This is a genomic window from Streptomyces sp. ICC1 (assembly GCF_003287935.1).
Lineage (GTDB): Bacteria > Actinomycetota > Actinomycetes > Streptomycetales > Streptomycetaceae > Streptomyces > Streptomyces tritrimontium.
Genome location: NZ_CP030287.1, coordinates 5039022 through 5064124, shown reverse-complemented (window position 1 = coordinate 5064124; position 25103 = coordinate 5039022). Strand labels below are relative to the sequence as shown.

The 25103-nt window shown below is 71.9% G+C and carries 24 protein-coding genes and 1 pseudogene; 14 read left to right on the top strand and 11 right to left on the bottom strand.

The features are described from left to right. Positions 1 to 242: 242 nt before the first annotated feature. A complete protein-coding gene (leuA, locus tag DRB96_RS23960; RefSeq protein ID WP_112450315.1) occupies positions 243 to 2006 on the bottom strand; it encodes a 2-isopropylmalate synthase in 1764 nt (587 codons plus the stop codon). Positions 2007 to 2421: 415 nt separating this feature from the next. On the opposite strand from leuA, the gene DRB96_RS23955 reads away from it, so the two are divergent. From DRB96_RS23955 to DRB96_RS23935, 5 genes are all read left to right on the top strand, one after another. Then, positions 2422 to 3477, top strand: coding sequence for a M4 family metallopeptidase (locus DRB96_RS23955; RefSeq protein WP_112450314.1), 1056 nt, complete (start codon positions 2422 to 2424; stop codon positions 3475 to 3477). A gap of 10 nt (positions 3478 to 3487) precedes the next feature. Beyond that, positions 3488 to 3757 carry a protealysin inhibitor emfourin gene (locus DRB96_RS23950; RefSeq protein WP_112450313.1) on the top strand — a complete coding sequence of 90 codons (270 nt, stop codon included), beginning with the start codon at positions 3488 to 3490 and terminating at the stop codon, positions 3755 to 3757. A gap of 27 nt (positions 3758 to 3784) precedes the next feature. Continuing rightward, on the top strand, positions 3785 to 4642 hold the full coding sequence (locus DRB96_RS23945) for a GNAT family N-acetyltransferase (RefSeq protein ID WP_112450312.1): 858 nt from the start codon (positions 3785 to 3787) through the stop codon (positions 4640 to 4642). A gap of 154 nt (positions 4643 to 4796) precedes the next feature. Beyond that, positions 4797 to 6032 (top strand): hypothetical protein, encoded by a 1236-nt coding sequence (locus DRB96_RS23940; RefSeq protein WP_112450311.1) that lies wholly within the window; start codon positions 4797 to 4799, stop codon positions 6030 to 6032. A 337-nt stretch (positions 6033 to 6369) separates the two neighbouring features. Next, positions 6370 to 6909 (top strand): DUF3291 domain-containing protein, encoded by a 540-nt coding sequence (locus tag DRB96_RS23935; RefSeq protein ID WP_112450310.1) that lies wholly within the window; start codon positions 6370 to 6372, stop codon positions 6907 to 6909. Between the two features lie 201 nt (positions 6910 to 7110). Here DRB96_RS23935 and DRB96_RS44885 read toward each other — a convergent pair whose 3' ends face one another. Beyond that, positions 7111 to 7440: a TnsA-like heteromeric transposase endonuclease subunit gene (locus DRB96_RS44885; protein WP_239516309.1), complete on the bottom strand. Its 330-nt coding sequence runs from the start codon at positions 7438 to 7440 to the stop codon at positions 7111 to 7113. Between the two features lie 217 nt (positions 7441 to 7657). Here DRB96_RS44885 and DRB96_RS23925 point away from each other — a divergent pair, with 217 nt between their 5' ends. Then, positions 7658 to 8596 carry an alpha/beta hydrolase gene (locus tag DRB96_RS23925; RefSeq protein ID WP_239516308.1) on the top strand — a complete coding sequence of 313 codons (939 nt, stop codon included), beginning with the start codon at positions 7658 to 7660 and terminating at the stop codon, positions 8594 to 8596. Continuing rightward, complete coding sequence (locus DRB96_RS23920; RefSeq protein WP_112453668.1) at positions 8593 to 10020, top strand: DHA2 family efflux MFS transporter permease subunit; 1428 nt, start codon at positions 8593 to 8595, stop codon at positions 10018 to 10020. Before DRB96_RS23925 ends, DRB96_RS23920 begins: the two co-directional genes overlap by 4 nt. Here the strand turns inward: DRB96_RS23920 and DRB96_RS23915 are convergent. Continuing rightward, positions 10004 to 10711: a TetR/AcrR family transcriptional regulator gene (locus tag DRB96_RS23915; protein WP_112450308.1), complete on the bottom strand. Its 708-nt coding sequence runs from the start codon at positions 10709 to 10711 to the stop codon at positions 10004 to 10006. The two genes, DRB96_RS23920 and DRB96_RS23915, sit on opposite strands and share 17 nt — an antisense overlap. Before the next feature lie 167 nt (positions 10712 to 10878). Between DRB96_RS23915 and DRB96_RS23910 the strand changes: the two genes are divergently transcribed. After that, the gene (locus DRB96_RS23910) at positions 10879 to 11136 is read left to right on the top strand and encodes a WhiB family transcriptional regulator (RefSeq protein WP_239516845.1); all 258 of its coding nucleotides are present in this window, start codon (positions 10879 to 10881) and stop codon (positions 11134 to 11136) included. Positions 11137 to 11290: 154 nt separating this feature from the next. On the opposite strand, the gene DRB96_RS23905 is transcribed toward DRB96_RS23910, so the two are convergent. The 3 genes from DRB96_RS23905 to DRB96_RS23895 form a co-directional block, all read right to left on the bottom strand. Next, entirely contained in the window at positions 11291 to 12262 is a 972-nt protein-coding gene (locus DRB96_RS23905; protein ID WP_112450306.1) for an acyl-ACP desaturase, read from the bottom strand. Positions 12263 to 12428: 166 nt separating this feature from the next. After that, positions 12429 to 12677, bottom strand: coding sequence for a hypothetical protein (locus tag DRB96_RS23900; protein WP_343234569.1), 249 nt, complete (start codon positions 12675 to 12677; stop codon positions 12429 to 12431). 58 nt (positions 12678 to 12735) lie between these two features. Beyond that, positions 12736 to 13587, bottom strand: coding sequence for a Scr1 family TA system antitoxin-like transcriptional regulator (locus DRB96_RS23895; RefSeq protein WP_112450305.1), 852 nt, complete (start codon positions 13585 to 13587; stop codon positions 12736 to 12738). A gap of 199 nt (positions 13588 to 13786) precedes the next feature. Between DRB96_RS23895 and DRB96_RS23890 the strand changes: the two genes are divergently transcribed. Beyond that, the gene (locus DRB96_RS23890; RefSeq protein WP_239516307.1) at positions 13787 to 14278 is read left to right on the top strand and encodes an ATP-binding protein; all 492 of its coding nucleotides are present in this window, start codon (positions 13787 to 13789) and stop codon (positions 14276 to 14278) included. A gap of 12 nt (positions 14279 to 14290) precedes the next feature. Here the strand turns inward: DRB96_RS23890 and DRB96_RS23885 are convergent, their stop codons facing one another. From DRB96_RS23885 to DRB96_RS23875, 3 genes are all read right to left on the bottom strand, one after another. Further along, positions 14291 to 15931 carry an ABC-F family ATP-binding cassette domain-containing protein gene (locus DRB96_RS23885; RefSeq protein WP_204357804.1) on the bottom strand — a complete coding sequence of 547 codons (1641 nt, stop codon included), beginning with the start codon at positions 15929 to 15931 and terminating at the stop codon, positions 14291 to 14293. Between the two features lie 281 nt (positions 15932 to 16212). Continuing rightward, positions 16213 to 16629: an SsgA family sporulation/cell division regulator gene (locus DRB96_RS23880; protein ID WP_112450304.1), complete on the bottom strand. Its 417-nt coding sequence runs from the start codon at positions 16627 to 16629 to the stop codon at positions 16213 to 16215. A 350-nt stretch (positions 16630 to 16979) separates the two neighbouring features. Then, on the bottom strand, positions 16980 to 17279 hold the full coding sequence (locus DRB96_RS23875) for a YciI family protein (RefSeq protein WP_112450303.1): 300 nt from the start codon (positions 17277 to 17279) through the stop codon (positions 16980 to 16982). 26 nt (positions 17280 to 17305) lie between these two features. On the opposite strand from DRB96_RS23875, the gene DRB96_RS23870 reads away from it, so the two are divergent. Beyond that, complete coding sequence (locus DRB96_RS23870; RefSeq protein WP_112450302.1) at positions 17306 to 17989, top strand: endonuclease V; 684 nt, start codon at positions 17306 to 17308, stop codon at positions 17987 to 17989. A gap of 78 nt (positions 17990 to 18067) precedes the next feature. Here the strand turns inward: DRB96_RS23870 and DRB96_RS23860 are convergent, their stop codons facing one another. Further along, a complete protein-coding gene (locus DRB96_RS23860) occupies positions 18068 to 19279 on the bottom strand; it encodes a saccharopine dehydrogenase NADP-binding domain-containing protein (protein ID WP_112450301.1) in 1212 nt (403 codons plus the stop codon). A 129-nt stretch (positions 19280 to 19408) separates the two neighbouring features. Beyond that, positions 19409 to 21007: a PKD domain-containing protein gene (locus tag DRB96_RS23855; protein ID WP_112450300.1), complete on the bottom strand. Its 1599-nt coding sequence runs from the start codon at positions 21005 to 21007 to the stop codon at positions 19409 to 19411. Between the two features lie 281 nt (positions 21008 to 21288). On the opposite strand from DRB96_RS23855, the gene DRB96_RS23850 reads away from it, so the two are divergent. The 4 genes and pseudogenes from DRB96_RS23850 to DRB96_RS23835 all read left to right on the top strand — a co-directional run bounded on the left by DRB96_RS23850 (position 21289) and on the right by DRB96_RS23835 (position 25103). Beyond that, complete coding sequence (locus DRB96_RS23850) at positions 21289 to 21693, top strand: MmcQ/YjbR family DNA-binding protein (RefSeq protein ID WP_112450299.1); 405 nt, start codon at positions 21289 to 21291, stop codon at positions 21691 to 21693. A 221-nt stretch (positions 21694 to 21914) separates the two neighbouring features. After that, on the top strand, positions 21915 to 23012 hold the full coding sequence (locus DRB96_RS23845) for a CaiB/BaiF CoA-transferase family protein (RefSeq protein WP_239516306.1): 1098 nt from the start codon (positions 21915 to 21917) through the stop codon (positions 23010 to 23012). Beyond that, positions 23012 to 23654: pseudogene (locus DRB96_RS23840) on the top strand (LLM class flavin-dependent oxidoreductase). Before DRB96_RS23845 ends, DRB96_RS23840 begins: the two are co-directional and overlap by 1 nt. 306 nt (positions 23655 to 23960) lie before the next feature. Next, positions 23961 to 25103, top strand: coding sequence for an acyl-CoA dehydrogenase family protein (locus tag DRB96_RS23835; protein ID WP_112450297.1), 1143 nt, complete (start codon positions 23961 to 23963; stop codon positions 25101 to 25103).

Genomic DNA, 25103 nt, shown 5'->3' with positions numbered 1-25103 from the left:
AACCTTCCGGCAACATCGCCGGGTTGGCGTGATGTTAGCCACATCGGTGAGGATGCGTCAGGCGTGTGACAAGACAACATCCGCCGGCCCCCGTACTTGGCCGATCTCCGCCCCTGCCCGCGCGGCCGTCCGGCGGGGCGCTGGTCTGCGTCTGCGGGTGCTCGCACCGGCGCGCGGGCGGGGCGGAAACGGCGCGGCCCCGCCCCTCCGGAGGGAGGGGCGGGGCCGTGTCACGGACGGGTTCAGCGGCCCGCGCGGTTGACGGCGGAGATGACCGCCTTCAGGGAGGCGCGGGTGGTGTTCGCGTCGATGCCGATGCCCCACAGGACGCGGCCGTCGATCGCGCACTCGATGTACGAGGCGGCGACGGCGGAGGCGCCCTCGCTCATCGTGTGCTCGGTGTAGTCCAGCAGGCGGGCGTCGATGCCGATGCCGGCCAGCGCGTCGAAGAAGGCCGAGATCGGGCCGTTGCCGGTGCCGTCCAGCACGGTGTCCACGCCGTCCACGACCGCTTCGACGGTCAGCGTGTCCGTGCCGTCCTTGTCGGTGGTGGTCTGGCCGGAACGCAGCTGGACTCGCCCCCACGGGTTTTCGGGGTTGGGCAGGTACTCGTCCTGGAAGACGTCCCAGATCGCCTTCGGGGTGACCTCGCCGCCCTCGGAGTCGGTCTTGGCCTGGATGATCCGCGAGAACTCGATCTGCATGCGGCGCGGCAGGTCCAGCTTGTGGTCGTTCTTCAGGACGTACGCGATGCCGCCCTTGCCGGACTGCGAGTTGACCCGGATGACCGCCTCGTAGGAGCGGCCGACGTCCTTGGGGTCGATGGGCAGGTACGGGACCGCCCACTCGATGTCGTCGACGGTGACGCCCTTGGCGGCCGCATCGGCCTCCATGGCGTCGAAGCCCTTCTTGATGGCGTCCTGGTGGGAGCCGGAGAAGGCGGTGTAGACCAGGTCGCCCGCGTAGGGGTGGCGCGGGTGGACCTCCATCTGGTTGCAGTACTCGCTGGTGCGGCGGATCTCGTCGATCTGGGAGAAGTCGATCTGCGGGTCGATGCCCTGCGAGAACAGGTTCATGCCCAGCGTGATCAGGTCCACGTTGCCGGTGCGCTCGCCCTGGCCGAACAGGCAGCCCTCGATGCGGTCGGCGCCGGCCATCAGGGCCAGCTCGGCGGCGGCGACGGCGGTGCCGCGGTCGTTGTGCGGGTGCACGGAGATGCAGATGTGCTGGCGGCGGGTCAGGTTGCGGGCCATCCACTCGAAGCGGTCCGCGTGCGTGGAGGGCGTCGAGCGCTCCACCGTGGCGGGCAGGTTCAGGATGATCTCGCGGCCCGCGGACGGCTGCCACACGTCGCAGACGGCCTCGCAGACCTCCAGGGCGAAGTCCAGCTCGGTGTCGGTGAAGATCTCCGGGCTGTACTGGTAGCCGAAGGTGGTCTCCGGGCCCAGCAGCTTGTCGGCGTACTCCATGACCAGGCGGGTGCCGTCGACGGCGATCTGCTTGATCTGCTCCTTGGAGCCGCGGAAGACGACCCGGCGGAAGGTCGGCGCGGTCGCGTTGTACAGGTGCACGGTGGCGCGCTTGGCGCCGACCAGCGACTCCACGGTCCGCTCGATCAGGTCCTCGCGGGCCTGGGTCAGTACGGAGATGGTCACGTCGTCCGGGATCGCGCCCTCTTCGATGATCGAGCGCACGAAGGCGAAGTCGGTCTCACCGGAGGACGGGAAGCCGACCTCGATCTCCTTGTAGCCCATGCGCACCAGCAGGTCGAACATCTCGCGCTTGCGGGCGGGGGTCATCGGGTCGATCAGCGACTGGTTGCCGTCGCGCAGGTCCGTGGACAGCCAGCGGGGCGCCTTGGTGACGCGGGCCTCGGGCCAGGTGCGGTCGGGGATGTCCACCTGCTCGTACGAGCCGTACTTGTGGATCGGCATCCCGGAGGGCTGCTGGCTGTGGGTCGCGTTCGTGATGGGCGTGGGGCGACCGACAAAAGTGTGCTGGCTCATGGCGTAGGGCTCCTCGCGTGTCCGCGTGTAGTTCGCTGGGACGGCCGACGGACGGGTCGTAAATCCGCAACACCAAACTCCGCGGGGAGGGGGTCGGCCTACGACTACAGGCCCTCGCCGCGGCAGCTAAGGAGAAGCAGCCCGATACGCATGATGGGCCGAGCCTAACCGAGCCGCGCCGTATGCGGGGACCTGTTTCAGTATGCAAGACCCGCCAGTCCGTTTTGTACCCTTTGTGAGCTACGCCTCCTTCGTCCGGCCCAGCTCGGGACGATCCGCCAACCCCGCCCACCCCCCGTCCGTGCGATCGGGCGAGGGCCGCGGGCGTCGACCCGGCGCCGGGCGGTCCACACAACCGAATGAATCATGGTCGCTGCTAGTGACAACGAAGTGACCGAGTGCCACATTGCCGGGCATGGATGCCTACTCCGCCCCACGCCGCCCCGTCTTCTGCACCGTGGTGCCGCCGCACCTCCTGGACAAGATCGCCCGGTCCGAGGACGCCGCCCGCGCCGCCGCCGCCCGGCACACCCTCGAGCTCGACGCCGCCCACCGGGTGCGGCGCCTGATGTCGGTCCTCCCCACACCGGGGGACGCGACCCCCGACACCCCCGAGCGGACCATCCACGACGCGCAGCACCAGACCCGGCTGCCCGGCAAGAAGGTCCGCGGCGAGGGCGGGGACGCGAGCAAGGACGCCAGCGTCAACCGCGCCTACGCCGGGCTCGGGGCCACCTTCGAGCTGTACCTGAAGGCCTTCGGCCGCCACTCGATCGATGACGCCGGCCTGCCGCTGAACGCCAGCGTCCACTACGACCGGCTGTACAACAACGCCTTCTGGGACGGCAGCCGGATGGTCTTCGGCGACGGGGACGGGGACCTCTTCCTCGACTTCACCGTCTCCGTGGACGTCATCGGGCACGAGCTGACGCACGGGGTCACGCAGTACACCGCCGACCTCGAGTACTACGGCCAGTCCGGCGCGCTCAACGAGTCCATGTCGGACGTCTTCGGCTCCCTCATCAAGCAGTACTCGCTGGACCAGACGGCCGGGGATGCCGACTGGCTGATCGGCGCCGGCCTGCTCGGGCCGTCCGTCGACAGCGGCTCCGCCCTGCGCTCGATGAAGGCGCCCGGAACGGCGTACGAGGACGACGAGCTCGGCAAGGACCCGCAGCCCGCGACGATGGACGGCTACGTCCGCACCTCCCGCGACAACGGCGGGGTGCACATCAACTCCGGCATCCCCAACCACGCCTTCTACATCGTGGCGTCCGAGCTCGGGGGCAAGGCCTGGGAGCGGGCCGGGCAGATCTGGTACGACACCCTGACCGGCGGGGAGCTCGGCCCGAAGGCGGACTTCGCGCGGTTCGCCGCCCTGACGGTCGCCTCGGCCGTGACCCGGTACGGAGAGGGCGGCCCGGAACACCAGGCGCTGCAGAAGGCGTGGTCGGCGGTCGGACTGGGGTAGGAGGCCGGACATGCGGATTCAGGTGGTGCGGACGGGCGGCTTCGCGGGGATCGAGCGGCGGGCCGAGGTGGACACCTCGGGCCTGCCCGACGAGGCCGAGTGGCAGGACCTGGCCCGGCTCGCGCTGCGGCCCGGTCCGCCGGGAGATCCTGCGGACCGGATCCGGGACGGGTTCTCGTACCGGATCACGGTGGACGGCCGGACGGTGGACTGCCGGGACCCGAACCTTTCGGAGCCGCAGCGGGAGCTGATCTCACGCGTCCTGAAAGAAGGTGCCTGAGCGCTCCCCGGTTGATTGGATGGCCGGATGACCTCGGCTTCCGCCCCTTCCGACGCCTCCGCCGCTGCCGACGCCTCCGACCCGCTGCCCGGGCTGGAGCGCTACTACGACGCCGCGCCCCGGGCGGGCGGTGCGCGGGCGGAGGACTTCGGCCCGCTGACCCTCTTCGTCCAGGAGGGCACGGGCTGGCCGTACTATGCGCGGCCCGCGCTCGGCGCCGCTTCGGCCGCCGGCGTCTCGGCGGCCGACGTGGAGCGGGTACTGGCCCGCCAGCGCGAGCTGAACGTCCCCGAGTCCATCGAGTGGGTGGCCGAAACCACCCCCTCGCTGCGGGCCGCGGCACAAGCCGCCGGACTGCAGGTCCACGCACACCCGCTGATGGTGCTCGACCCCTCGGCGGTACGGCTGCCCGCGCATCCGGACGTACGGGTGCTCGGCGCGGCCGACCCGCTGCTGCGCGCGGCGGTGACGGTCCCGATGCTGGCCTTCGCCGCACCCGGCACGGCGGTGGGCGAGGCGGGCCCGGCGGAGCTCGCGGTGGCGGAGCGGGACCCGGCCTCGGAAGGCCGCCGGGTCCGGGTCGCCGGGATGATCGCGTCGGGCCGCACCGCCCTGGCGGCCGCGGCGCGCGACGGCTTGGTGCTCTGCTCCGGCCAGTACATCCCGGTCGGCGACGTCGCGGAGGTCGTCGGCGTCGGCACCCTCCCCTCGGCCCGCCGCCAGGGCCTGGCCCTGGGAGTGACGGCGGCCCTGGTCGCGGACGCCCTGGCCCGCGGAGCCCGCACCGTCTTCCTCTCGGCCGGCGACGAGGACGTGGCCCGCGTCTACGCCCGCCTCGGCTTCCGCCCCGTGGGCACCGCCCTGATCGCGGACCGCCCCTTGTGAGCCGTCCGCGGCGGCGGTCCGGCGCGGCGGCGGGCCGAGGGGGGGGTGCCGCCGCCGACGACCCCCGCGACGTCGCCGACCGGGATGTCCTGGCCGGAGCCGAGCGCCCAGCCGTCGCGCGCCGCGCCCCCCAGGCGGCCCGTCCCGTAGCGCGGTGCTGGACGCCGTGCGCGCCGACCGGTCCTGCCCCGAGGCCGTCCGCCTGCTCCGACTGACCCGCTCGGCCGACCCCGTCGTCCGCATCGGGGCCTTCGAGCTCCTCCTGAGCCTCGCCCACGACGGGCCCTGGCCCGAGGCGGCCCATGCCGCGCTGCTCCGGGTCGGCGACCTCGACGAGCGGGTACGGTGCCTGGCCGCGCGGCTCCTCGTACGGGCCGGGGACCCGGACCTCGCCCTCGCGGTGCTGGGCCAACTCACCGAACCGGTGGTGCGCACGGTCCTGGCCGAAGGCCTCCGCGACGGCGTCGCCCACCTGCGCGACGACCCCCTCGCGGCCGTGCGCTTCCTCGCGCACCTGGCCGCGCTGCGCACGGCCCCTCCCGCGAGCCGCCCGGACCTCGACGCGGCGCTGCTCGCCGACGCGCGGGAAGCGGCGCTCCATCTCGCGGACGCCGGGGAGCGCTGGGGGCGGCTGCTGTGCGGGCTGGACCGCGAGCGGCACGCGTACGGACTCGCGGCCCTCCTGCTGGCCGACCCGGCGACCCGTGACATCGGCGCCGGGCTCGCACGCGCGGCGTGCCACGCCTTCCGGGCGGCGCCGGCCGAACTGCTGCCCCTGCTGGTCCGCCACCGCGGGCGGGAGGTCAGCCCGGCCGTGGCCGATGCCCTCACCACGGCGTCGATATCGGAGCAGGCGATGAGGGAGCACGGCGCCCTGCTGGCCGCGATCGGGTTCACCCGCCCGGTCCGCGGGGCGAGGTGCGGGAGCGCCCCGGTTCACGACGCCGCGTCCGCCGCCTCACTGCTGTCGGCCAAGCCCATCGGGGTGGGCAGGCTCCGCGAGGCGCCGGAGGTCTTCGGCGCCCTGCTGGACGCGGGCCCGCTGACCTTCCGGCAGGCCGCGCAGCTGTACAACCTCACCTTTCGGTGGCCGGGCCGGACACAAGCCGAGTGCGCCCCGCTCTGGCTCCGGCACGCGGGCCCCACGGTCCTGCCCCGGCTCCTCGACCTCATGGCCCCGTACCTCGACGACTACACGGTCGGCGAGTTCTACCTCGCGGGGCTCGCCCGGATGGGCGGGCAGGCCCTGCCGCTGCTGCCGGCCGTGACGGCGATGATCGAACGGCGTAAGCGCATCCCCGCCAACGACTCCACGGACGACGGCGAGATGTGGCTGGACGAGAAGCTGCTGAAGGCCGCCCTCCGCGCCCGCCGCGCGATGGTCCTCTGACAGCGAACCCAGTCGCTGCGTCCTCCGGTCGAGGCCGTCGGCGTCGCCCCGGCCCGCCGGCCCGCCGGCCCGAGCGGAGCTTTCGATGCTGCTCCTCCGCGGTCACCGGGACGGTGCGGACTTCCGCGACGGCAGGCAGCGCCACCGTCCCAGCCCCCGCGAGGACCGGCGCAAGAGGCCACTTGGACAGGGAAAACGCAACTTCGACATGGCCCGCGGAGGCAGCTACCTTCACCTCGTCTCCGGCGATCGCACACGGTCGCACAGGAGTTCCTTCGGGCCGAGCCACCCGCGACGGGACGAGTTGGTCCAGGCACCCTCAACCAGGGAGAGACGCATGCCCCATCTTGCGCTGTACACATTCGGCGTCCTGAAGTCACCTCTCGCCGATCCCGCACCTCTCACGCGCGAACTCCACGACAGCGGCGAGGCCATCTACCCGCAGATCAGCCGGCACCCCGGGTACCTCGCTCATGCTGAAGCGGCAGACGGCTCCCGGGGCACGCACTTCGACTTGGACTGGGGTGCATGGGGAGAGTTCGCCGTGCCGACCTGGTACGGCAAGGGCCATACGGTGGAAACCACCGCCCTGGCCGCGACCCTCTCACTCTGGACCGACCTGCGTCCCGCCTTCGAGGCCATCTACACCGGTCTGCACCGTGAGGCGCTGAACAGGCGTTACGACTGGTTCGAGAGGACGGGACACCCGGCTTACGTGTTCTGGTGGATCTCCGACGGCGTGATACCCACCTGGCAGGACGGGGTTTCCAGGCTGGAGCACCTCCACGCCCACGGCTCCGCTCCGCACGCCTTCACCTTCCACCACCCGTTCGCCCCGGAGGGAAGTCCGACCAGGTTCGCTGACAAGGAAGCCTGAACCCGACGCCGCCTCGCCCCGGCCATCGTGCCGCTCCCTCGGCCAAGCGCACGAACGTGCGTGGCCCAAGCAGTTCGATCGCCAGGCCATCGGCGGCCAGCTCATTCAGCCACAGCAGATGGAACAACGTGGGGAGAGTCCCCGAGGCGATCCCCAGCGGCGTCGGCGCCACGGAGCAAGGTGTCCGACCCCGTGAAGACCTCACGCAACCGGCCCGCAAGAGGACGGTGCAGGCACCGCGGGTGCCGGTAGCGCGACAAACCACCGCACGTTTGCCGGCATCACCGCGTCCGCCGTCCCAAGCCGGGCGAATTCCCAACCCGCCTGCTGGCAGGCCGCGTGCGTCAACTCGAACGCTTCCGCGTCCTTCGGCGCGATCCGTGCATCGGCCCGGACATCGACGACGACCGCCGAGCTGTCCAAGTGGCGTACGAAGAAGTCAGGCGCGTGCCGTCGCTTGCGCTTGCCGTCGTACCAGGGGAGCCAGAACGGCTGCGAGGCCATCCCGACCACCCTCGGATCGAAGTCCATGAGCAGGAGACGATCCCGTTCCGGTCACGACTCGAAGCCACCATGCCGCCCGGTTGTCGCCGACCAGTGGATGACAACGGACAGCGCGATCCTCGCGGGATGAGCGCAGCCCTGCCTCAAAAACTACACGAACGATCGTGCTAATATCCCTTCATCATCTTGACCAGGCATTCGTCTGGCCACTCTGAGGAGATCCGGAGAACCGGGCATGCTTCCCATGGCTTCACTCCTGAGCACGACCCTCAACATCACCGCCCGGGCCGCCCCCGGCCCGGTCGGGCGGGCGGCGTTCGCGCTGTTCGTGCGGCCCCTCGGCCGGCCGACGGTGCGGCCGGGCGAGGCGGAGGTCATGGCCCGGGCCGTGACCGACCGGCTCGTCGTGGACGGGATACCCGTCACCACCTACCGCTGGGGCGACGGAGGCCGGCCCGTGCTCGTCGTGCACGGTTGGAGCTCGCGCGCCTCGCGCCTCGCAGGCTTCGTCGAGGCGCTGCGCGCCCAGGGCCGCACCGTCGTCTCCTTCGACGCACCCGGCCACGGCGAGTCCGGCGGCCGGTTCACCACCATCCTCCGGCAGCGCGAGATCATCCGCCGACTGCACGCGCAGCACGGGGACTTCTCCGCCGTCCTGGCCCATTCCTTCGGCGTGGTGGCCACCTTCTTCGCCCTGCGGGACGGGATCCGGGCCGACCGGATCGTCGGGATCGGCGCCATCGCGGACTTCGACTTCCTCGCCGAGCGGTTCCGCGCCAACGCGGGCGTCAACCAGGCCGTCGAGGACGCCCTGCGACGCCACGTACAGCGCCGGCTGTTCCCCGCCGAGCCCGATGTCTGGCCCCGCCTCGACGCCTGCCGCCACCCCGAGGAGGTCCCCTCGGACATCCTGCTCATCCACGACACCGAAGACGACACCTCCGCGCCCTCCCAGTCCCGGGGCATCGCCGCGGCCTACGGGGAGCGGGCCCGCCTGATCGAGACCAGCGGGCTCGGCCACCGCCGCATCCTGCGGGCCCCCGAGATCATCGCCGCCGCCACCGAGTTCCTCACGGCGGCCGAAGTCGAAGTCGAAGCCGGACCATGGGCCAGGGCCCGAGCCGGGGCACCCGCGCAGACCACCGCGCAGGCTCCCGCCGGGATTTCGGCGGCCCGCCGATGACCGCCACCCGGCCCGAAGCCGCCACAGCCGCCACAGCCGCCCCCGCCCCCGCCCCCGGACCCGGAGCCGGGCGGATGCTCGGGCTCGCCAGCGCCGTCACCTTCCTCGCGTTCCTCGACGCCACCGTCGTCAACGTCGCCTTCCCCGACCTCGGACGGGCTTTCCCCGAGGTGTCGCTGGCCCGTCTGACCTGGGTCGTCAGCGCCTACGCCGTACTGTTCGCCGCCCTGCTCGCCGCGGCCGGCCGCCTCGCCGACACCCTCGGCCGGCGCACCCTGTTCATCGGATCCACCTTCGCCTTCACCCTCACCTCGCTCGCCGCCAGCGCGGCCCCCACCGCCGACCTGCTGATCCTGGCCCGCGCCCTCCAGGGAGCCGCCGCCGCGGGGATGATCCCGGCGGCGCTGGGCCTCGTACTCGCCCACACCCCGCCCGCCCGGCGGGCCGCGGCCCTCGGCGCGTGGTCGGCCGCGGGCGGCCTCGCCGCCGCCGTCGGCCCCAGCGTCGGCGGGCTGCTCGTCGAATGGTGGGACTGGCGCGCGATCTTCCTGATCAACGTCCCCCTCGGCCTCGCGGTCTGCCTCGCCGCGGTCCGCGTGGTCCCCAAGGAGGCGCGCACCGGCCGCCGGCTCCCGGACCCCGTCGGTACGGTCGCCCTCGCCGTCGGGATCGGCGCGGTCGTCGCCGGGCTCTCCCAGGGCGCCGAATGGGGCTGGACCGACCCGAAGGTACTCGTCCTCGTCATCGGCGGAGCCCTGTCGGGCGCCCTGGCCCTGCGCCGCTCGCGCAGCCATCCCGCCCCGGCCGTCGACCGGGACCTGTGGCGCGACCGGCTCTTCGCCCGCGCCAACATCGGCGCCCTGCTCTTCGGCGCCGCCATGTACGCGTGGCTGCTGACCGGCCCGTCCTACCTCATCGACCGCTGGGACTACTCGGTCCTGCAAGCCGGCTTCGGCGTCACGCCGGGCGCGATCCTCGCCATGGCCGGCGCGCTCGTCGTGGGACGCCGGGTCCCCGCACGGCTCCAATGGGCGGCCGTCACCGTGGGATCGCTGATCTTCGCCGCCAACGCCCTGCTGCTGTGGGGCTGGGCCGCGGACTCGACCTCGTACGCCCAGATCTTCCTGCCGGCCGGACTGCTCGGCGGCCTCGGCATCGGAGTCGTGGTGACCGCGCTCTCGACGGTGGCCTCGGCCGGACTGCCGCCGCAGCGCTTCGCGGCCGGCACCGGCCTGCTGATGACGGCCCGGCAGCTGGGCGGCGCACTCGGCATCGCCGCCACGGCCGCCCTGCTCACCGGTACGGGTGCGGGCGCCGGTACCGGTGAGCACTGGCGGGGGGTCTTCCTGCTCACCGCGCTCGCCGCGCTGGGCGCGGCGGCCGCCGGCTGGACGATGCGGCGGCCGCCTACGCGGGGAGCCTGACGACGGGGGCGTCGGCCGCCGAGAAGTCGGCGGCGGCGAAAGCGAGCACGGGCGGCCGCTCCGGGAGTTCCTCCGGGGCGGCCGTCGCCGCGCGCAGCCGGGCGAGGATGCCGCGGGCGGCCCGCCCGTAGTCCACGGTGCTCCCGTGCAGCACGGAGTGGGCGTTGGCCAGCTCCATCATCGCCATGATCTCGAAGGCGAGCTGCTCCACGTCCGCGGAGTCGACCGGCTCGCGGAACCCGCCCGCCACCCGGGCCTCCTCCAGGAGCCGCTCCAGATGGCGCGTCCAGTCGCCGCGGATCTTGGCGACCTCGTCGTGGACGGGCCCGGGGCGCGAGTCGAACTCGGCGGCGACGGAGTAGAAGAAGCAGCCGCCCGGGAAGACCCGGCGCCCGGAGTAGTCGATCCAGCTCTCGCACAGCCGCCACACCTTGGCGAGCCCCGCGGGCTCGTCCCGCACGGGCCGTACGACCTCGTCGACGAAGACGGCCCGGGCGGCGTGCACGGTGGCGAGCTGCAGGTCTTCCTTGGAGCCGAAGAGGGCGAACACGCCGCTCTTGCTCAGCCCCAGGTCCGTGGCGATCTTCCCCAGGGACAGGCCCTCCAGGCCGTCCACCGAGGCGATGCTCATCGTCCGCTCCAGGACCGTCCGCCGCGTTTGGTTTCCGCGCTCCACACGTCCGTCTGCCATGCCCCCATCGTACCGAACCCATCGAACGTACGGTCGTTCACTCTTTGGCCGGACCGCGGGGCGGGGCGCGTGTCGATCAGGCGTGTTGCCAATGCGTGTTGATCAGGCGTGTTGATCAGGCGTTGATCGGACGTCCATCGGGGCTCGAGAGGCTCTGCGGCATGTCGATGAACACCACCGCCACCGCAGCCCCCGCCACCGCGGGGGCCCCCGCCTGGTACGAGCTCGCCCTCTGCGCCCAGACGGGCCCGGGCTTCTTCTTCCCGGAGCCCGGCTCCTCGCTGCGCGACGCGAAGCGGCTGTGCGGTGCCTGTGAGGGCCGGACGGCCTGCCTGGAGTACGCCCTGGCCAACGACGAGCGCTTCGGCGTCTGGGGCGGCCTGTCCGAAGCCGAACGGCAGGCCATGCGCTCCCGCCGTCCCTGACCCGTACCCCAGCACCCGTATCCGTACCCGGAGCCGTACGGCGGCGAAGACGCGAAAACCCTGGCAGAGCGAGGCTCTGCCAGGGGAATCGTCGTGATCGTCGTCACCCGCCGCTGCGTGCGTGCGTGCGTGCAGACGGGCGGGCGGAGGCCGGTCAGGCTTTGCGGGCCGCGATGCGCGCCGCGCGGGCGGCCAGGCGCTCGTCGAACTTGCTGGCCTCGGAGTCCAGGCCGTTCATGAAGAGCCCGAGCTCCTCCTGGGCCTTCTGGCCCTCGGGGCCGAGACCGTCGATGTCCATGATCTTCAGGAAGCGGATCACGGGGCTCAGCACGTCGTCGTGGTGGATCCGCAGGTTGTAGACCCCGCCGATCGCCATCTGCGCGGCCATCCGCTCGAAGCCGGGCATGCCGTGTCCGGGCATCCGGAAGTCGACCACGACGTCCCGTACGGCCTTCATCGTCAGGTCGGGGGCGATCTCGAAGGCCGCGCCCAGCAGGTTGCGGTAGAAGATCATGTGCAGGTTCTCGTCCTGCGCGATGCGGGCCAGCATGCGGTCACAGACCGGGTCACCGGACTGGTGGCCGGTGTTGCGGTGCGAGATGCGGGTCGCGAGCTCCTGGAAGGCCACGTACGCCACGGAGTGGAGCATCGAGTGGCGGTTGTCGGACTCGAAGCCCTCCGACATGTGCTGCATCCGGAATGCTTCCAGCTTGTCCGGGTCCACGGCGCGCGAGGCCAGCAGGTAGTCGCGCATCACGATGCCGTGGCGGCCCTCCTCGGCGGTCCAGCGGTGCACCCAGGTGCCCCAGGCGCCGTTGCGGCCGAAAAGCGAGGCGATCTCGTGGTGGTAGCTGGGGAGGTTGTCCTCGGTCAGCAGGTTCACGACGAGCGCGATCTTGCCGATTTCGGTGACCTTGGACTGCTCCGGGTCCCAGGCCTCGCCGTCCTCGAAGAAGCCGGGGAAGTTCCGGCCGTCGCTCCACGGGACGTACTCGTGGGGCATCCAGTCCTTGGTGACCTTCAGATGGCGGTTGAGCTCCTGCTCGACCACCTCTTCCAGCGCGAACAGCAGCTTGGCGTCGGTCCACGCCTCCGAGCTGCCGAGGTGGGGAGAGGTGATCGTCACGGGTACTCCTGAGTGCAAAGCGAATTACCTACGGTTCCGTAGCCTACGGAGTCGTAGGTTAAGCCCGACATCAAGACCAGCCAAGCCCCACACAGGCTTGTGTCCGGTTACATCCGGTTATCTATGCAGTTTGAGGGGGGTCGGGAGCGGCCCGGATGAGTAAAACTCACGCCAGAAGGTGGTCCGCGGCGCCTGCCTTGACGGCAGAGACGAGTGCGCGGAGGGCGTCGATCGAGTCCGTCACGAACGCGGCGGACCCGGTGGTGCCGATATAGGCCCGGTCCTCGGCGTCGCGCCCGAACCGGAAACAGTTCGCGCCTTCGCTGCAGAAGGCCTCGTCCCAGGCGATGTCCGTCGCCGCCGCGGCGGCCGTCGTGGTCGCGGGTGCGGCCGCGGGTGTGGTCGTGGTGCCCATGTCGTTCTCTCGTCTTCTCGTCGGATCCGGTCAGGTGGTCAGTCAGCCGGTCAGCCGGTCAGAGGGTCTGTGCGATCGCGCGGACGAAATCGCGGGACTCGGCGGCCGGCAGCGCCAGCGAGCGGAGCCGCTCCAGCAGTCCGCGGTAGCGGAGCAGCTTCATCTGCGAATCCAGCAACATCGAGCCGTGCGAGCTGTCGAGCTGCACGGTGTCCAGCTCGCTGATCTCGGCGGCCGCGTAGGTGAAGGACTGGCCGGCGCCGGGGAAGCCGCCGGCGGTGAACGGAATCACGCGCACCGTCGCGCGGGCCCGCTCCGACTGCTCCAGTACGTGTTCGAGCTGGGCCCGCGCCACCTTGGGTCCGCCGAACTGCATCCGCAGCGCCGCCTCGTGGACGACCACCTCGTACAGCGGGGGCGCGTCGCGCGCGAACACCTGCTGGCGGTGCATCCGCAGGGCGAGGCGCGCCTGCAGGTCCGGCTCGGGCAGCGGCGGGTCAGCGGTGTCGAACACGGCCCGGGCGTGCGCCTCGGTCTGCAGCAGCCCGGGTATGTGGGTGGTCACGGCGGTGTGCAACTCGACGGAGTGGTGCTCGAGTTCGCAGATGTCCAGCAGCGCGGGCGGGAGCATTCCCCGGTGCTGCTCCCACCACCCCTTGTCGCGCTCCCGCGCCATCGAGGCGAGCAGGTCCACGAGCCCCGTGTCGGGGCAGTCGTAGTTGAAGGCGAGGGTGCGGACGCGCTCGGCGCTGATGCCGATCCGGCCGGATTCGATGTTCGGGATCCGGGTCCGGTCCACCCCGAGGAGCGCCGCGGCCTGTTGGACGGTCGTGCCCGACTGCTCGCGGAGTTTGCGCAGCTCGGAGCCCAGGCGCTGCTGTCGCGCGGTCGGCGTACTCCTGGGTGGCACGGATCCCCTCTCCTCCGGCCGGGGGTAGGCGGGTTGCCCTCACGAGTCCGGAAATGCCCTGAGAAAACGGCAAGTCGTCGTACAAGTAGTAGCACTGTGCACCGCGTTGCGCTACGGTCGGTAATGCAAGTCTCACACGGGGCGACCTCGAGGTCTTGTACGACCACACGACACGCACCCAGAACCTTGGAGCAGCACGATGACGGGCACTCTCCGTGGCCTGCGGTTGGTCCACGAGTTGCGGCAGGCCCCGCCCGAGGCGGACAAGCTGAGCTACTCCATAGGCCTGCCGGGCGGCGCCTACTGCGCGGGCAGCGCGCGCGGCGCCATCCGGACCCTCCTGGCCCGGCACGGGCTGTCCGACCTCTGCGATACCGCGGCCCTCGCCGCCTCCGAACTCGTGGCCTGCGCCTATCGGTTCACGCCCGACAAGGAGATGATGCTCAAAGTCCGCTGGCAGTTCGACGCGTTGCGCATCGTCGTCTACGACCAGCACCCGGCGCACTCCTCGCCCGAGGCGAGCGAGGAGTGCCGGATCCGGCGCAGCCGGGGGATGTGGCTGCTCTCGGCGGTCATCGGCTCGTGCGGCGGGGACTGGGGGCTCACCCCGGTCCTCACCCCCATGGGCGGCACCAAGTCCTGGGCCTTACTGCCGCTGCCGCTGCCGCTGCCGCTGCCGCTGCCGCGCTAGCTCCGCACCGGCTCACGCCGGCCACAGGGAAGCACGGACCTCCTCGGCCGTGGTCGGGCGCAGCCCGCCGTCGAGCAGCAGCCACCGCGTGACGCCGATCGACTCCAGGAACGGCACGTCGTGGCTCGCCACCACGAGCGCCCCCTCGTACGAATCCAGCGCTTCCGTCAACTGGCGTACGGATCCCAGGTCCAGGTTGTTCGTCGGCTCGTCCAGCATGAGCAGCTGGGGAGCGGGCTCCGCCAGCAGCAGCGCCGCCAGCGCCGCCCGGAACCGCTCGCCGCCCGACAGGGTGCCGGCCGGCCGGTCCGCGCGCGCGCCCCGGAACAGGAAGTGCGCGAGGCGCGCCCGGATCAGGTTGTCCGTGGCGTGCGGCGCGAACCGCGCCACGTTCTCCACGACCGAGCGGTCGTCGTCCAGCACGTCGAGGCGCTGCGGCAGGTACCGCACCGGCACGTGCGCCACCGATTCGCCCGACTCCGGGGCCAGTTCCCCCGCGATCGTCCGGAGCAGCGTCGTCTTGCCGGAGCCGTTGCCGCCCACCAGGGCGATCCGCTCCGGACCGCGCAGCTCCCACTCGCCCGCCACCGGAGCTCCGTGGGCCGGGCGCAGCTCGCTCAGGGTGAGCACGCGGCGGCCGGGCGGCACCCGGGTCGCGGGGAGTTCGATCCGGATCTCGGCGTCCTCCCGTACCGCCAGGGCCGCCTGGTCGAGGCGTTCCTTGGCCTGCGCCAGCTTCTCGGTGTGCATGATGCGCTGCTTGCCGGCCGACTCCTGCGCCGCTCGCTTGCGGGCGCCCATGACGATCTTCGGCTCGCGCTTGGTGTCGTTCATCTTCTGGCCGTACCGCTTGCGCCGCGCCAACGTGACCTGCGAGTCGGCCAGTTCCCGCTTCTGGCGCTGTACGTCGGCCTGCGCGACCCGGACCATCCGTGTCGCCGCCTCCTGCTCGGCCGCGAGCAGCGCCTCGTACTGCGTGAAGTTGCCGCCGTACCAGCGGACTTCGCCGTCGCGCAGATCGGCGATCTGGTCGACCCGCTCCAGCAGCTCCCGGTCGTGGCTGACCAGGACCAGCAGCCCGGTCCAGGACTCCACGGCCGCGTACAGCCGGCGCCGGGCCCGCAGGTCGAGGTTGTTGGTCGGCTCGTCGAGCAGCAGGACGTCCGGCCGGGCCAGCAGCAGGGCGGCCAGGCGCAGCAGGACGCACTCCCCGCCGGACAGTTCTCCGACGCTGCGGTCCAGGCCGATCCGGGCCAGACCGAGCTGGTCGAGCGTGGCCAGGGCCCGTTCCTCCACGTCCCAGTCGTCGCCGACGGCCGCGAAGTTGGCCTCGGTCGCCTCGCCGGCCTCGATGGCGAGCAGGGCGGCCCGGGCGGTGTGCACGCCGAGGGCCTCGTCCACGCGCAGGGCGGTGTCGAAGGTGACGGACTGCGGGAGGTAGCCGATCGTGCCGGCTACGGCCAACTGTCCCTCCGAGGGCGTCAGTTCACCCGCGATGAGCTTGAGGAGGGTGGACTTCCCGCAGCCGTTGAGGCCGATCAGGCCGGTGCGGCCGGGGCCGACGGCCAGGTGGAAACCGTCGAAGACGGGGGTTCCGTCGGGCCAGTCGAAGGACAGCGCGGAACACGTGATGAAAGAGGGGGCAGGACTCATGGAGGCCTCCAGGTTGCGTGAATGGTGCGTGCAACGTGGTGAGACAGCGGACCGGACCGTCGGCGGCCACCGTGACGACGGGGGCGGCGGTGGTGACGGGGATCGGTGTCTCGGACCTCAGACGAGCAATGTCCTGCTCCGTTTCGGCGGGGATGGGGCGTCTACGAAGCTACGGTCGGGCGGGGGCGCCCGCAAACGAATTAGGCCGTCTCTTACGGATCTTGCGGGTCAGGCAAGATCCGTAAGAGACGGCCCAGGGGAGGCGCGGTCGCCCGCTCCGCTCAGCAGGAGTCGCGCATCAGCTCGGCCAGGCTCTGGTCCATGTCGAGGTACAGGTGCTCCAGGCCCGGGGGCACGACGGTCGAGGCCCGCTCCAGGAAGCGGTGCAGATCGGCCGTGACCATCAGCACGATGGCGACGCCCTCGGGGGCGTGGAACTCGACGGTGGTCCGGTCGGCGTCGTACGGGCGCACGCGCACGTCGCCGTAGCCCGCCGGGCGGTCCAGCCCGGCTTCCAGCAGCTCTCGCGAGAAGGTCCACGAGACCTCGACGCCCTCCAGGGTGGCGGGCGCGGGGAAGGCCATCCGGACGGCGAAGGGATCCGACCGGTCGTAGCAGAACGTGACCGGGACGGTGTCGACCTTCGGCGCGGTGGCGACCAGTCGGGCCTGCACGGCCTGCTCGATGACAGTGATCAAGGCTCGCTCCCTTGCGGCGGATCTCTCGCCGGGCCATGGGGTGGTGCCCGGCAACGGGATAGACGCGGGATCCGGCCGATCCGTGCACACGAGAAGGAGTGAGCTGTGTCACCGAGTGGCCGGAAAACATCTGTGTGATCGCACAGAGTGACGCCAGAGCAGGGATGTCAGGGATTCCCGGGCAGCTCCGAGCGCTCAGGAGGGCGCACAGGACGGCTGGTTTCCGCTCACTCCACAGGCCCAAGGGGGGTCCGGAGCTCTTCGTGCGCTACTCCGTCCGGGGTGGCGCCCGCCCGTGGTTCGGGCCCGGCCGGATCCACCTGGACGACCGGGTTCTAAACGACCAGGTTCTAGACGACCGGGTTCTCCCGCACCGTCGACAGGTCCGCCGACGTCTTCGTCGCGAGGAACTCGGTGATGCGGTAGGCGCAGACGCCCGCCACGGTGAACGGGTCCTCGGAGGCGATCTTCTCGATCTCGGCGCGGGAGACCCCGCCGGCCAGGATGACGCCGCCGTCGCGCGGGACCTTGCGGCCCGAGGCGAGGAAGATCCCGGCGGCGTAGTAGCCGTCCAGCCAGGCGATGTGCGCGTCCATCTCCTCTTCGACGGCTTCGACGGGCGCGGTGTAGGTGAGCTCCATGACGAACATGATCGCCAGGCTACTCTCGCACCACTATGACGAGTGCGAAGATCCCCGCCGACGAGGCCGAGGCCAAGGCGATACAAGACGAACTGCGCGGCCGCGTCATCCTGACCGAGACCGGCCCCCCGCCCGGTGAAGGGCTGATCGCCGGGGTGGACGTGGCCTACGACGACGAGCGCGACCTCGTCGCCGCCGCGGCCGTCGTGCTGGACGCGGCCACCCTGCGGGTGGTGGAGGAGGCGACCTCCGTCGGGCGGGTCAGCTTCCCCTACGTGCCCGGGCTGCTCGCCTTCCGCGAGCTGCCGACCGTGCTGGCCGCGCTGGACGCGCTGAGCGTCACGCCCGGCCTCGTCGTCTGCGACGGCTACGGCCTCGCCCACCCGCGCCGCTTCGGCCTCGCCTGCCACCTCGGCGTGGTCACCGGGCTGCCCGCCATCGGCATCGCGAAGAACCCGTTCACCTTCACCTACGGGGAACCGGGCGCCCGGCGCGGTGACGCCGCCCCGCTGCGCGCGGCCGACGGCGACGAGGTCGGGCGGGCGCTGCGCACGCAGGACGGGATCAAGCCCGTGTACGTCTCCGTCGGGCACCGCGTCTCGCTGGACAACGCCTGCGCGCACGCCCTCGCCCTGAGCCCCCGCTTCCGCATCCCGGAGACCACCCGGCACGCCGACTCCCTGTGCCGGCGCGCCCTGCGCGAAGCAACCGCCGGCTGAGCAACCGCCGGCTGAGCAACCGCCGGCCGAGCAACCGCCGGCCGAGCCGCCGGCCGGCCGGTGGGCCGCCCGCGGCCGTCAGTCGCGGGCCGCCACCCGGAAGCGGATCCCCGCCTTCTGGAGCCGGTCCAGCAGGGCGTCGCCCATCGCCACGGCGGTCGTCAGCTGCCCGGAGACCTCGGGCAGGGCGTCGTAGGCCAGGCAGAGCGCCGACTCCGCCAGCATCTTCGCGGTCTCCCCGTACCCGGGGTCGCCGCCCGAGACCTCGGTGAAGACCCGGCGGCCGCCGCCCTCGCCCACGAACCGCACGGTGAACCAGCTGCGCGCCCGCCGCTCCGCGTCCGGGCCCCGGCCCGGCTCCCAGCGGCCCGCGAGCCACCGGCGCACCGGCGGGACCTGGGCCAGCGCGGCCACCCCGCCGACCGCCGCCGTACCGCCCACCGCGACGGGCAGGTGGCGTACGGAGGCGTAGTGCCGGTAGCGGAAGTCCGGGCCGTAGCGCTCCAGCGCGGCCGCCGACCGGGCCACGACCTGGGGGTCCAGCGTGGGCAGGGGCAGCGCCCACGCGCCGGTCTCCCGGCTGAAGCGCGGCGCGCCCACGGGCCCCCGCACGCGCCGGCCGGGCAGCCGGGGTTCGTGCAGCCGGCGGGCGCGGGCGGCGGCCAGGTTCTGCGGGCCGCGGCCCATCGCGGTGAGCAGCGTGGTCAGGGTGCCGCCGGAGAAGAGGGCGTTGGAGCGCAGGAACCCGTCCACGGTCAGCGGCACCCCGGCCGGCAGCTGACCGACCGTGAAGTACGCGCCGAGGTCTGCCGGGATCGAGTCGAAGCCGCAGGCGTGGACGATGCGGGCACCCGTCTCGCGGGCCCGGGCGTCGTGTTCGACGTACATCCGGTCCACGAATTCGGGCTCGCCGGTGAGGTCGACGTAGTCGGTGCCCGAGGCGGCGCAGGCGGCGACCAGCCCGGCCCCGTACCAGACGTACGGTCCCACGGTGGTGGCCAACACCCTGGTGGAGGCGGCCAGTTCGTGCTGCGACCCGGCGTCCTCGGCGTCCGCGACGAGCAGCGGGAGGTCCGTGCAGGCCGGGTTGATGGCGGTCAGGCGCTCGCGCAGCCGCTCCAGCTTCGGCAGGCTCCGGCCGGCGAGGGCCCACCGGCAGCCCGCGGGGGCGTGCGCGGCGAGGTACTCGGCGGTCAGCGCCCCCACGAACCCCGTCGCGCCGAAGAGCACGAGGTCGTACGTCCGTTCATGCCCCGCGGCCCTGCCGGTCCGCTGAACCTCTTCGCCCATCACGGTTCCTCCCCGCTCGTGTCGGTGGCTGAGGCTAGCGTGTGACCGCCGTGCGACGGACGGCGCCCCGGGGGCGGCCCGGAGGGCCGCCCCCGGGGCGCCGGTCACACCGCCCGTCCGGCGGCCGGTTCAGTTCTTGTCGTAGTAGCCGAACATGTCGACGATCAGGTCGATGTCGTCGTCGGACTGGTTCCAGAAGTCGACGATGCCGTTGTTGCCCGTGCTCGCCTGCACCATGTTCGGGACGGTCTTGCCCGCGGTGAAGTTGAGGGTGGACGTGGTGGGCGCGACGGGCCAGGAAGCCGATCCGCCGTCGTACATCCAGCGGGCGTTCGGGTCCGGCGCGACCGCGAGGAAGCCGGGGCCCATGGTGTTGGTGGTCGTGGCGTTCAGCACGTAGCCCGAGTCGTCGGGGTACTTCGAGGAGAAGTCCACCCAGATGTAGTCGCGGCCCCACAGCGGTCCGTAGACGCCGCCCTGGGGGTCGCGGGTGTCGAACACGCGCTTCGGCTTGAGGCGCATGTAGGCGCCCTCGCCCGCCGGGCTGTAGTGGCCGACGACGTCGACGACGACATCGGTCCCGGCCCACGCGCCGTTGCGGATGTTGATCTTGCCGTCCGCGCCGACGGGGACGATCACCGAGTTGGCGACGGTCTGGCCCGCGGTGAAGTTCAGGTTGGAGGCGCCGGGCGCCGGCTGGCCGCTCGGGTACGCGGTCAGGTGGCCGGCTTCCCGGGGACCCGTGACGGTCACGTTGAGCGCCACCGCGGTGACGCCCGCCGGCACTCCGCGGCTGCCGCCGATCTGGAGGCCGAACGAACTCTGCCCGGCGACCTGGCCCTTGGCGGTGCCGAGGCCCGAGCGGGTGTCGGCGAAGCGGACCGGGTCGATGGGGGTGTAGCCGCTGGAGGCGGCCTTGGTGAAGTAGCCGGTGACGTCGGCGATCAGGTCGATCGACTCCCAGCCGCCGTTGTACAGATCGACGTAGCCGTCGGCGCCCACGGGCACGATCGCCAGGTTCGGCACCGTCTGGCCGGGGACGAAGTTGACGTTCGAGGTGATCGGCTTTTCCGCGCCGGAGGGGAACGCCGTGACGTGGCCGGCGCTGGTGGCGTTCGTGACGGTCAGGTTGAGGACGACCGAGGTGACGCCCGCCGGTATCTTGCCGTTGCCGGCGATCTTGAGGTGCGCCGAGGCGTACGGGGCGACCTTGCCCTTCGCGGCGCCCGTGCCGTCGCGGGTGTCCAGCAGGCGGGTGGGGCCGTACGGGGTGAACTCCGAGCCCAGGGTGGCGACCTCGACCGTGTTGCCGGCCGAGGTGCCCGCGGCGGTGTCCGTCACGGTGACCTTGACGGTGTAGGTGCCGAGGTCCTCGTAGTTGTGCGGGGTGGTGATCGTCGCGCCGCCGTAGGTGCCCTCCTGGCTCGTGGTGCCGTCACCCCAGTCGATGTCCACGGTGAGCCAGGCCCCGGTCGCGCCGGAGATCGTGGTGTCCAGGGATATCGAGTGCGCCGACTCGGTGTAGGCGGCGAGGGCGACGACGAGATCCGAGTCCTCGGCCGCGGACCGCGCGGCGGCCTTGCCCCCGGCGGGCTCGGTGGTCTTGCGGACCGAGCGGTCGGCCGGGCTCTTGAAGGTCTTGAAGTCCTCCGCCGCGGCCTCCTTCGGGTCCACGTCGGGCACGGAGACACCGTGCTTGCCGGCTGCGGCCGGGTCGGCCTGCGCCATGCCTGGTATGAGAGAAATGCCTGCCGCGAGAATGGTCGCGGATGCTACGAGTCGGCGATATGACACCGAGCCCCCCCAAATGTCTGTGCGCCCTTGATCAGGGCGGAAAGCGTGCACAGCCTACAGAGCGGCAAGTCCGTTGATCACATGGGTTTAGCTGTTCGCTTGTGCGACCGCCGCGGACTCGCGACCCGCGTGCCCGACGTCCCCGCGCGCCCCGCGTTAGCGTGAGGGCGGACCGTCCGCGGGTGCGGACGCGACCGCGGCGGACGGAGGATTCCATGAAGGGTGCGGTGCGCAAGTGGGAGGCGGTCCGGGAGTTCGCCCGGGGGCTGCCGGAGGCCGGGGAGGAGTTCCCGTGGGGCCCTGAGGACTGCGTGGTGAAGGTCAACAAGAAGATCTTCGTCTTCCTGGGCAACGCGGACGGCCCGCGGCCGCCCGGGATCTCCGTGAAGCTCAAGGACGAGGCGCTGCACGGCCACGCCATGACCGCGCCCGGGGCCGAGCCGACCGGGTACGGACTGGGGAGGGCCGGTTGGGTCTCGGTGCCGCTGGGGGAGAAGGGGGCGCCCTCCGCCGAGGTGCTGTGCGAGTGGGTGGAGGAGAGCTACCGGACGGTCGCGCTCAAGCGGCACCTGAAGGAACTCGACGCGCGGATCGCGGCCCGGATCGGGCCAACCGGCTAAGCGCTTGCTCTTGTGCTGAGTGGAACAGGTTCCTAGCATCACTGGTGTTACATCAGTTGTGTCACACAGTGGCCGCAGTGGTGCCACGGGATCCTGGGGGCTCGATGGCAGGGACAGGGAACGCGTCCGGCAGCGGAGAAGGCAGCGGAGAAGGCACCGGAGAAGGCAGCGGAGGAGGCAGCGGAGGAGGCAGCCGGAGCGGCGGCGGCCCGCTCGCGGGCGTGCGCGTCGTCGAGCTGGCGGGCATCGGGCCGGGCCCCTTCGCCGCCATGCTCCTCGCCGACCTGGGGGCAGACGTCGTGCGCGTGGACCGGCCCGGCGGTGGCGGGCTCGCGGTGAACCCGACCTACGACATCACCAACCGGAACAAGCGCTCCGTCCTCGTCGACCTGAAGTCCGCCGACGGTCCCGCCCGCGTGCTGGACCTCGCCCTGCGCGCCGACGTCCTCATCGAGGGGTTCCGCCCCGGGGTCGCCGAGCGGCTCGGCGTCGGCCCGGCCGACTGCCACGCCCGCAATCCGAAGCTCGTCTACGGACGGATGACCGGCTGGGGCCAGGACGGCCCGCTCGCCCACACCGCCGGGCACGACATCGCGTACATCGCCGTCACCGGCGCCCTCGGCATGATCGGCAACCCGGGCGAGCCCCCGGCGGTCCCCGCCAACCTGGTCGGCGACTACGCCGGCGGCTCCCTCTACCTCGTCATCGGCGTCCTCGCCGCCCTCCAGTACGCCCGCACCCCCGGTGGCACCGGCCAGGTGGTGGACGCGGCCATCGTCGACGGCACCGCCCACCTCACCGCCATGATCCACGGCATGCTCGCGGCCGGCGGCTGGCAGGACCGGCGCGGGGCCAACCTCCTCGACGGCGGCTGCCCCTTCTACGGCACCTACGAGACCTCCGACGGCGGCCACATGGCCGTCGGCGCGCTGGAGCAGCAGTTCTACGACACCTTCGTGGAGCTCCTCGGCATCAAGGACCAGGCCCCCGCCCGCAAGGACCTCGCCCGCTGGGGCGAGCTGCGGGGCGCCGTCGCCGCGCGCTTCAAGTCCCGTACCCGCGAGGAGTGGACGGCCGTCTTCGAGGGCACCGACGCCTGCGTGGCGCCCGTGCTCTCGCTCCGCGAGGCCCCGCACCACCCGCACCTCGCGGCTCGGGGCACCTTCGTCGAGGCCGCCGGAATCACCCAGCCCGCGCCCGCGCCGCGCTTCTCCGCGACCCCGGCCGGCGCCGTGGGCGGCCCCGCACTGCCGGGCGCGCACACGGAGTCGGTGGCGGCGGACTGGGACGTGCCGGCGCTGCTCGGGAAGGAGGGCTGATGGAGCTCTCCATGATGCTGGACCACTCCCCCAGCTACCGCTGGGAGGTACCCCCTGGGGACCCGCGCCGGGCCGCCGACGCGGCCGCGGAGCTGGAGACGGCCGGGCTCGACGCCGTGTGGGTCGCCGAGGCCTGGGGCTTCGACTCCCCGACGATCATGGGGTACCTGGCTGCCCGCACGGAGCGGATGAAGATCGGCTCGGCCATCCTCAACGTCTACTCGCGCACGCCCGCGCTCATCGCCCAGACGGCGGCGGGCCTGGACGCGATGTCCGGCGGCCGGGCGCTGCTCGGCCTCGGAGCCTCGGGCCCGCAGGCGGTCGAGGGCTGGCACGGGAAGCCGTACGACAAGCCGATCGGCCGGCACGGCAAGGCGCTGCGGATGCTGACCCGGCCGGTCCGCGCGGACATCCCCGTCTACGTGGCCTCGCTGGGGCCGGCCAACGTGCGGATGACGGCGGAGATCGCCGACGGCTGGCTGACGCCGCCGTACCGTGCGAGCTCACCACGCTGTGCGGGCCGGAGGGTTACGTGCGCGAGTGCGTCGAGGCCTTCGGGCCGCCGGGGTGACCATGCTCAACGTCACGCCCGTCGGCCCCGAGCCCGCCCAGTCGATCGCAACCGTCGAGAACTGGCTCTAAGACTTGATCCGTTATCCCCGTGGGGATGACGGATTGCAGCCGGGGCGGTTCCTGGTCTGTCCGGCGTGGTCGCCCGGGGGCGGCTCATCCGGGGTCGCTCGGGGCGCTGGTCCGGCATTCGGGGAGCAGAGGCACAGCTCAGACGCTGTGCTGCCGCGTGATCCGTACCGGCAAGCCGGGGACAGACACGATGCGGTTGACTCCCACAGGGCGTCTTCTCGCCCTATCCCTTGCGGAACTTGGCGATCGTAACGGAATTACGGAACACCTCTTAGCGAGCAGGCAAGACACCCCTAGGGAGCCCCGATGCAACGCCGCATCTTCGACGCCGATCACGAGACGTTCCGCGAGACCGTCCGCACCTTCCTCGCCAAGGAGGTGCTGCCGCACTACGAGCAGTGGGAGAAGGACGGCGTCGTCAGCCGCGAGGCCTGGCGTGCCGCCGGCCGCCAGGGGCTGCTCGGCCTGGCCGTCCCGGAGGAGTACGGGGGCGGCGGGAACACCGACTTCCGGTACGCGGCGGTGATCGCCGAGGAATTCACCCGGGCGGGCGCCGCCGGACTCGCGATCGGCCTGCACAACGACATCATCGGGCCGTACCTGACCTCGCTGGCCACCGAGGAGCAGAAGCGCCGCTGGCTGCCCGGCTTCTGCTCCGGCGAGATCATCACGGCCATCGCGATGACCGAGCCGGGCGCGGGCTCCGACCTCCAGGGGATCCGGACCACCGCCGAGGACGCGGGCGACCACTGGGTGCTCAACGGCTCCAAGACCTTCATCTCCAACGGCATCCTCGCCGACCTGGTGGTCGTGGTCGCGAAGACCACCCCCGAGGGCGGGGCGCACGGCATGTCGCTGCTGGTCGTGGAGCGCGGCACCGAGGGCTTCGAGCGCGGCCGCAACCTCGACAAGATCGGCCAGAAGGCGCAGGACACCGCCGAGCTGTTCTTCAACGACGTGCGCGTCCCCAAGGAGAACCTGCTCGGTGAGCTGAACGGCGCCTTCGTCCACCTGATGACCAATCTCGCGCAGGAGCGGATGGGCATCGCCATGGCCGGCATCGCCGCCGCCGAGTACCTGCTGGAGATCACCACGCAGTACGTGAAGGAGCGCGAGGCCTTCGGGCGGCCGCTCTCCAAGCTCCAGCACATCCGGTTCGAGATCGCGGAGATGGCCACCGAGTGCGCGGTCACCCGCACCTTCCTGGACCGCTGCATCACCGACCACTCCAACGGGGAGCTGGACCACGTCCACGCCTCGATGGCGAAGTGGTGGGCCACCGAACTGCAGAAGCGGGTCGCCGACCGCTGCCTGCAACTGCACGGCGGATACGGATACATGACCGAGTACCGCGTCGCGCGGGCCTTCGTCGACGGCCGCATCCAGACCATCTACGGCGGGACGACCGAGATCATGAAGGAGATCATCGGCCGCTCCCTGCTCGGCTGA

Excerpts from the sequence above, each read along its gene's own strand:
- DRB96_RS23955 (WP_112450314.1), top strand. The coding sequence starts at position 2,422 with ATGGATGCCTACTCCGCCCCACGCCGCCCCGTCTTCTGCACCGTGGTG.
- DRB96_RS23855 (WP_112450300.1), bottom strand. The coding sequence starts at position 21,007 with ATGGCGCAGGCCGACCCGGCCGCAGCCGGCAAGCACGGTGTCTCCGTG.
- DRB96_RS23835 (WP_112450297.1), top strand. The coding sequence starts at position 23,961 with ATGCAACGCCGCATCTTCGACGCCGATCACGAGACGTTCCGCGAGACC.
- DRB96_RS23850 (WP_112450299.1), top strand. The coding sequence starts at position 21,289 with ATGAAGGGTGCGGTGCGCAAGTGGGAGGCGGTCCGGGAGTTCGCCCGG.
- DRB96_RS23920 (WP_112453668.1), top strand. The coding sequence starts at position 8,593 with ATGACCGCCACCCGGCCCGAAGCCGCCACAGCCGCCACAGCCGCCCCC.
- DRB96_RS23860 (WP_112450301.1), bottom strand. The coding sequence starts at position 19,279 with ATGGGCGAAGAGGTTCAGCGGACCGGCAGGGCCGCGGGGCATGAACGG.
- DRB96_RS23910 (WP_239516845.1), top strand. The coding sequence starts at position 10,879 with ATGAACACCACCGCCACCGCAGCCCCCGCCACCGCGGGGGCCCCCGCC.
- DRB96_RS23925 (WP_239516308.1), top strand. The coding sequence starts at position 7,658 with ATGGCTTCACTCCTGAGCACGACCCTCAACATCACCGCCCGGGCCGCC.
- leuA (WP_112450315.1), bottom strand. The coding sequence starts at position 2,006 with ATGAGCCAGCACACTTTTGTCGGTCGCCCCACGCCCATCACGAACGCG.
- DRB96_RS44885 (WP_239516309.1), bottom strand. The coding sequence starts at position 7,440 with ATGGACTTCGATCCGAGGGTGGTCGGGATGGCCTCGCAGCCGTTCTGG.
- DRB96_RS23875 (WP_112450303.1), bottom strand. The coding sequence starts at position 17,279 with ATGTTCGTCATGGAGCTCACCTACACCGCGCCCGTCGAAGCCGTCGAA.
- DRB96_RS23945 (WP_112450312.1), top strand. The coding sequence starts at position 3,785 with ATGACCTCGGCTTCCGCCCCTTCCGACGCCTCCGCCGCTGCCGACGCC.
- DRB96_RS23890 (WP_239516307.1), top strand. The coding sequence starts at position 13,787 with ATGACGGGCACTCTCCGTGGCCTGCGGTTGGTCCACGAGTTGCGGCAG.
- DRB96_RS23950 (WP_112450313.1), top strand. The coding sequence starts at position 3,488 with ATGCGGATTCAGGTGGTGCGGACGGGCGGCTTCGCGGGGATCGAGCGG.
- DRB96_RS23915 (WP_112450308.1), bottom strand. The coding sequence starts at position 10,711 with ATGGCAGACGGACGTGTGGAGCGCGGAAACCAAACGCGGCGGACGGTC.
- DRB96_RS23900 (WP_343234569.1), bottom strand. The coding sequence starts at position 12,677 with ATGGGCACCACGACCACACCCGCGGCCGCACCCGCGACCACGACGGCC.
- DRB96_RS23885 (WP_204357804.1), bottom strand. The coding sequence starts at position 15,931 with ATGAGTCCTGCCCCCTCTTTCATCACGTGTTCCGCGCTGTCCTTCGAC.
- DRB96_RS23870 (WP_112450302.1), top strand. The coding sequence starts at position 17,306 with ATGACGAGTGCGAAGATCCCCGCCGACGAGGCCGAGGCCAAGGCGATA.
- DRB96_RS23935 (WP_112450310.1), top strand. The coding sequence starts at position 6,370 with ATGCCCCATCTTGCGCTGTACACATTCGGCGTCCTGAAGTCACCTCTC.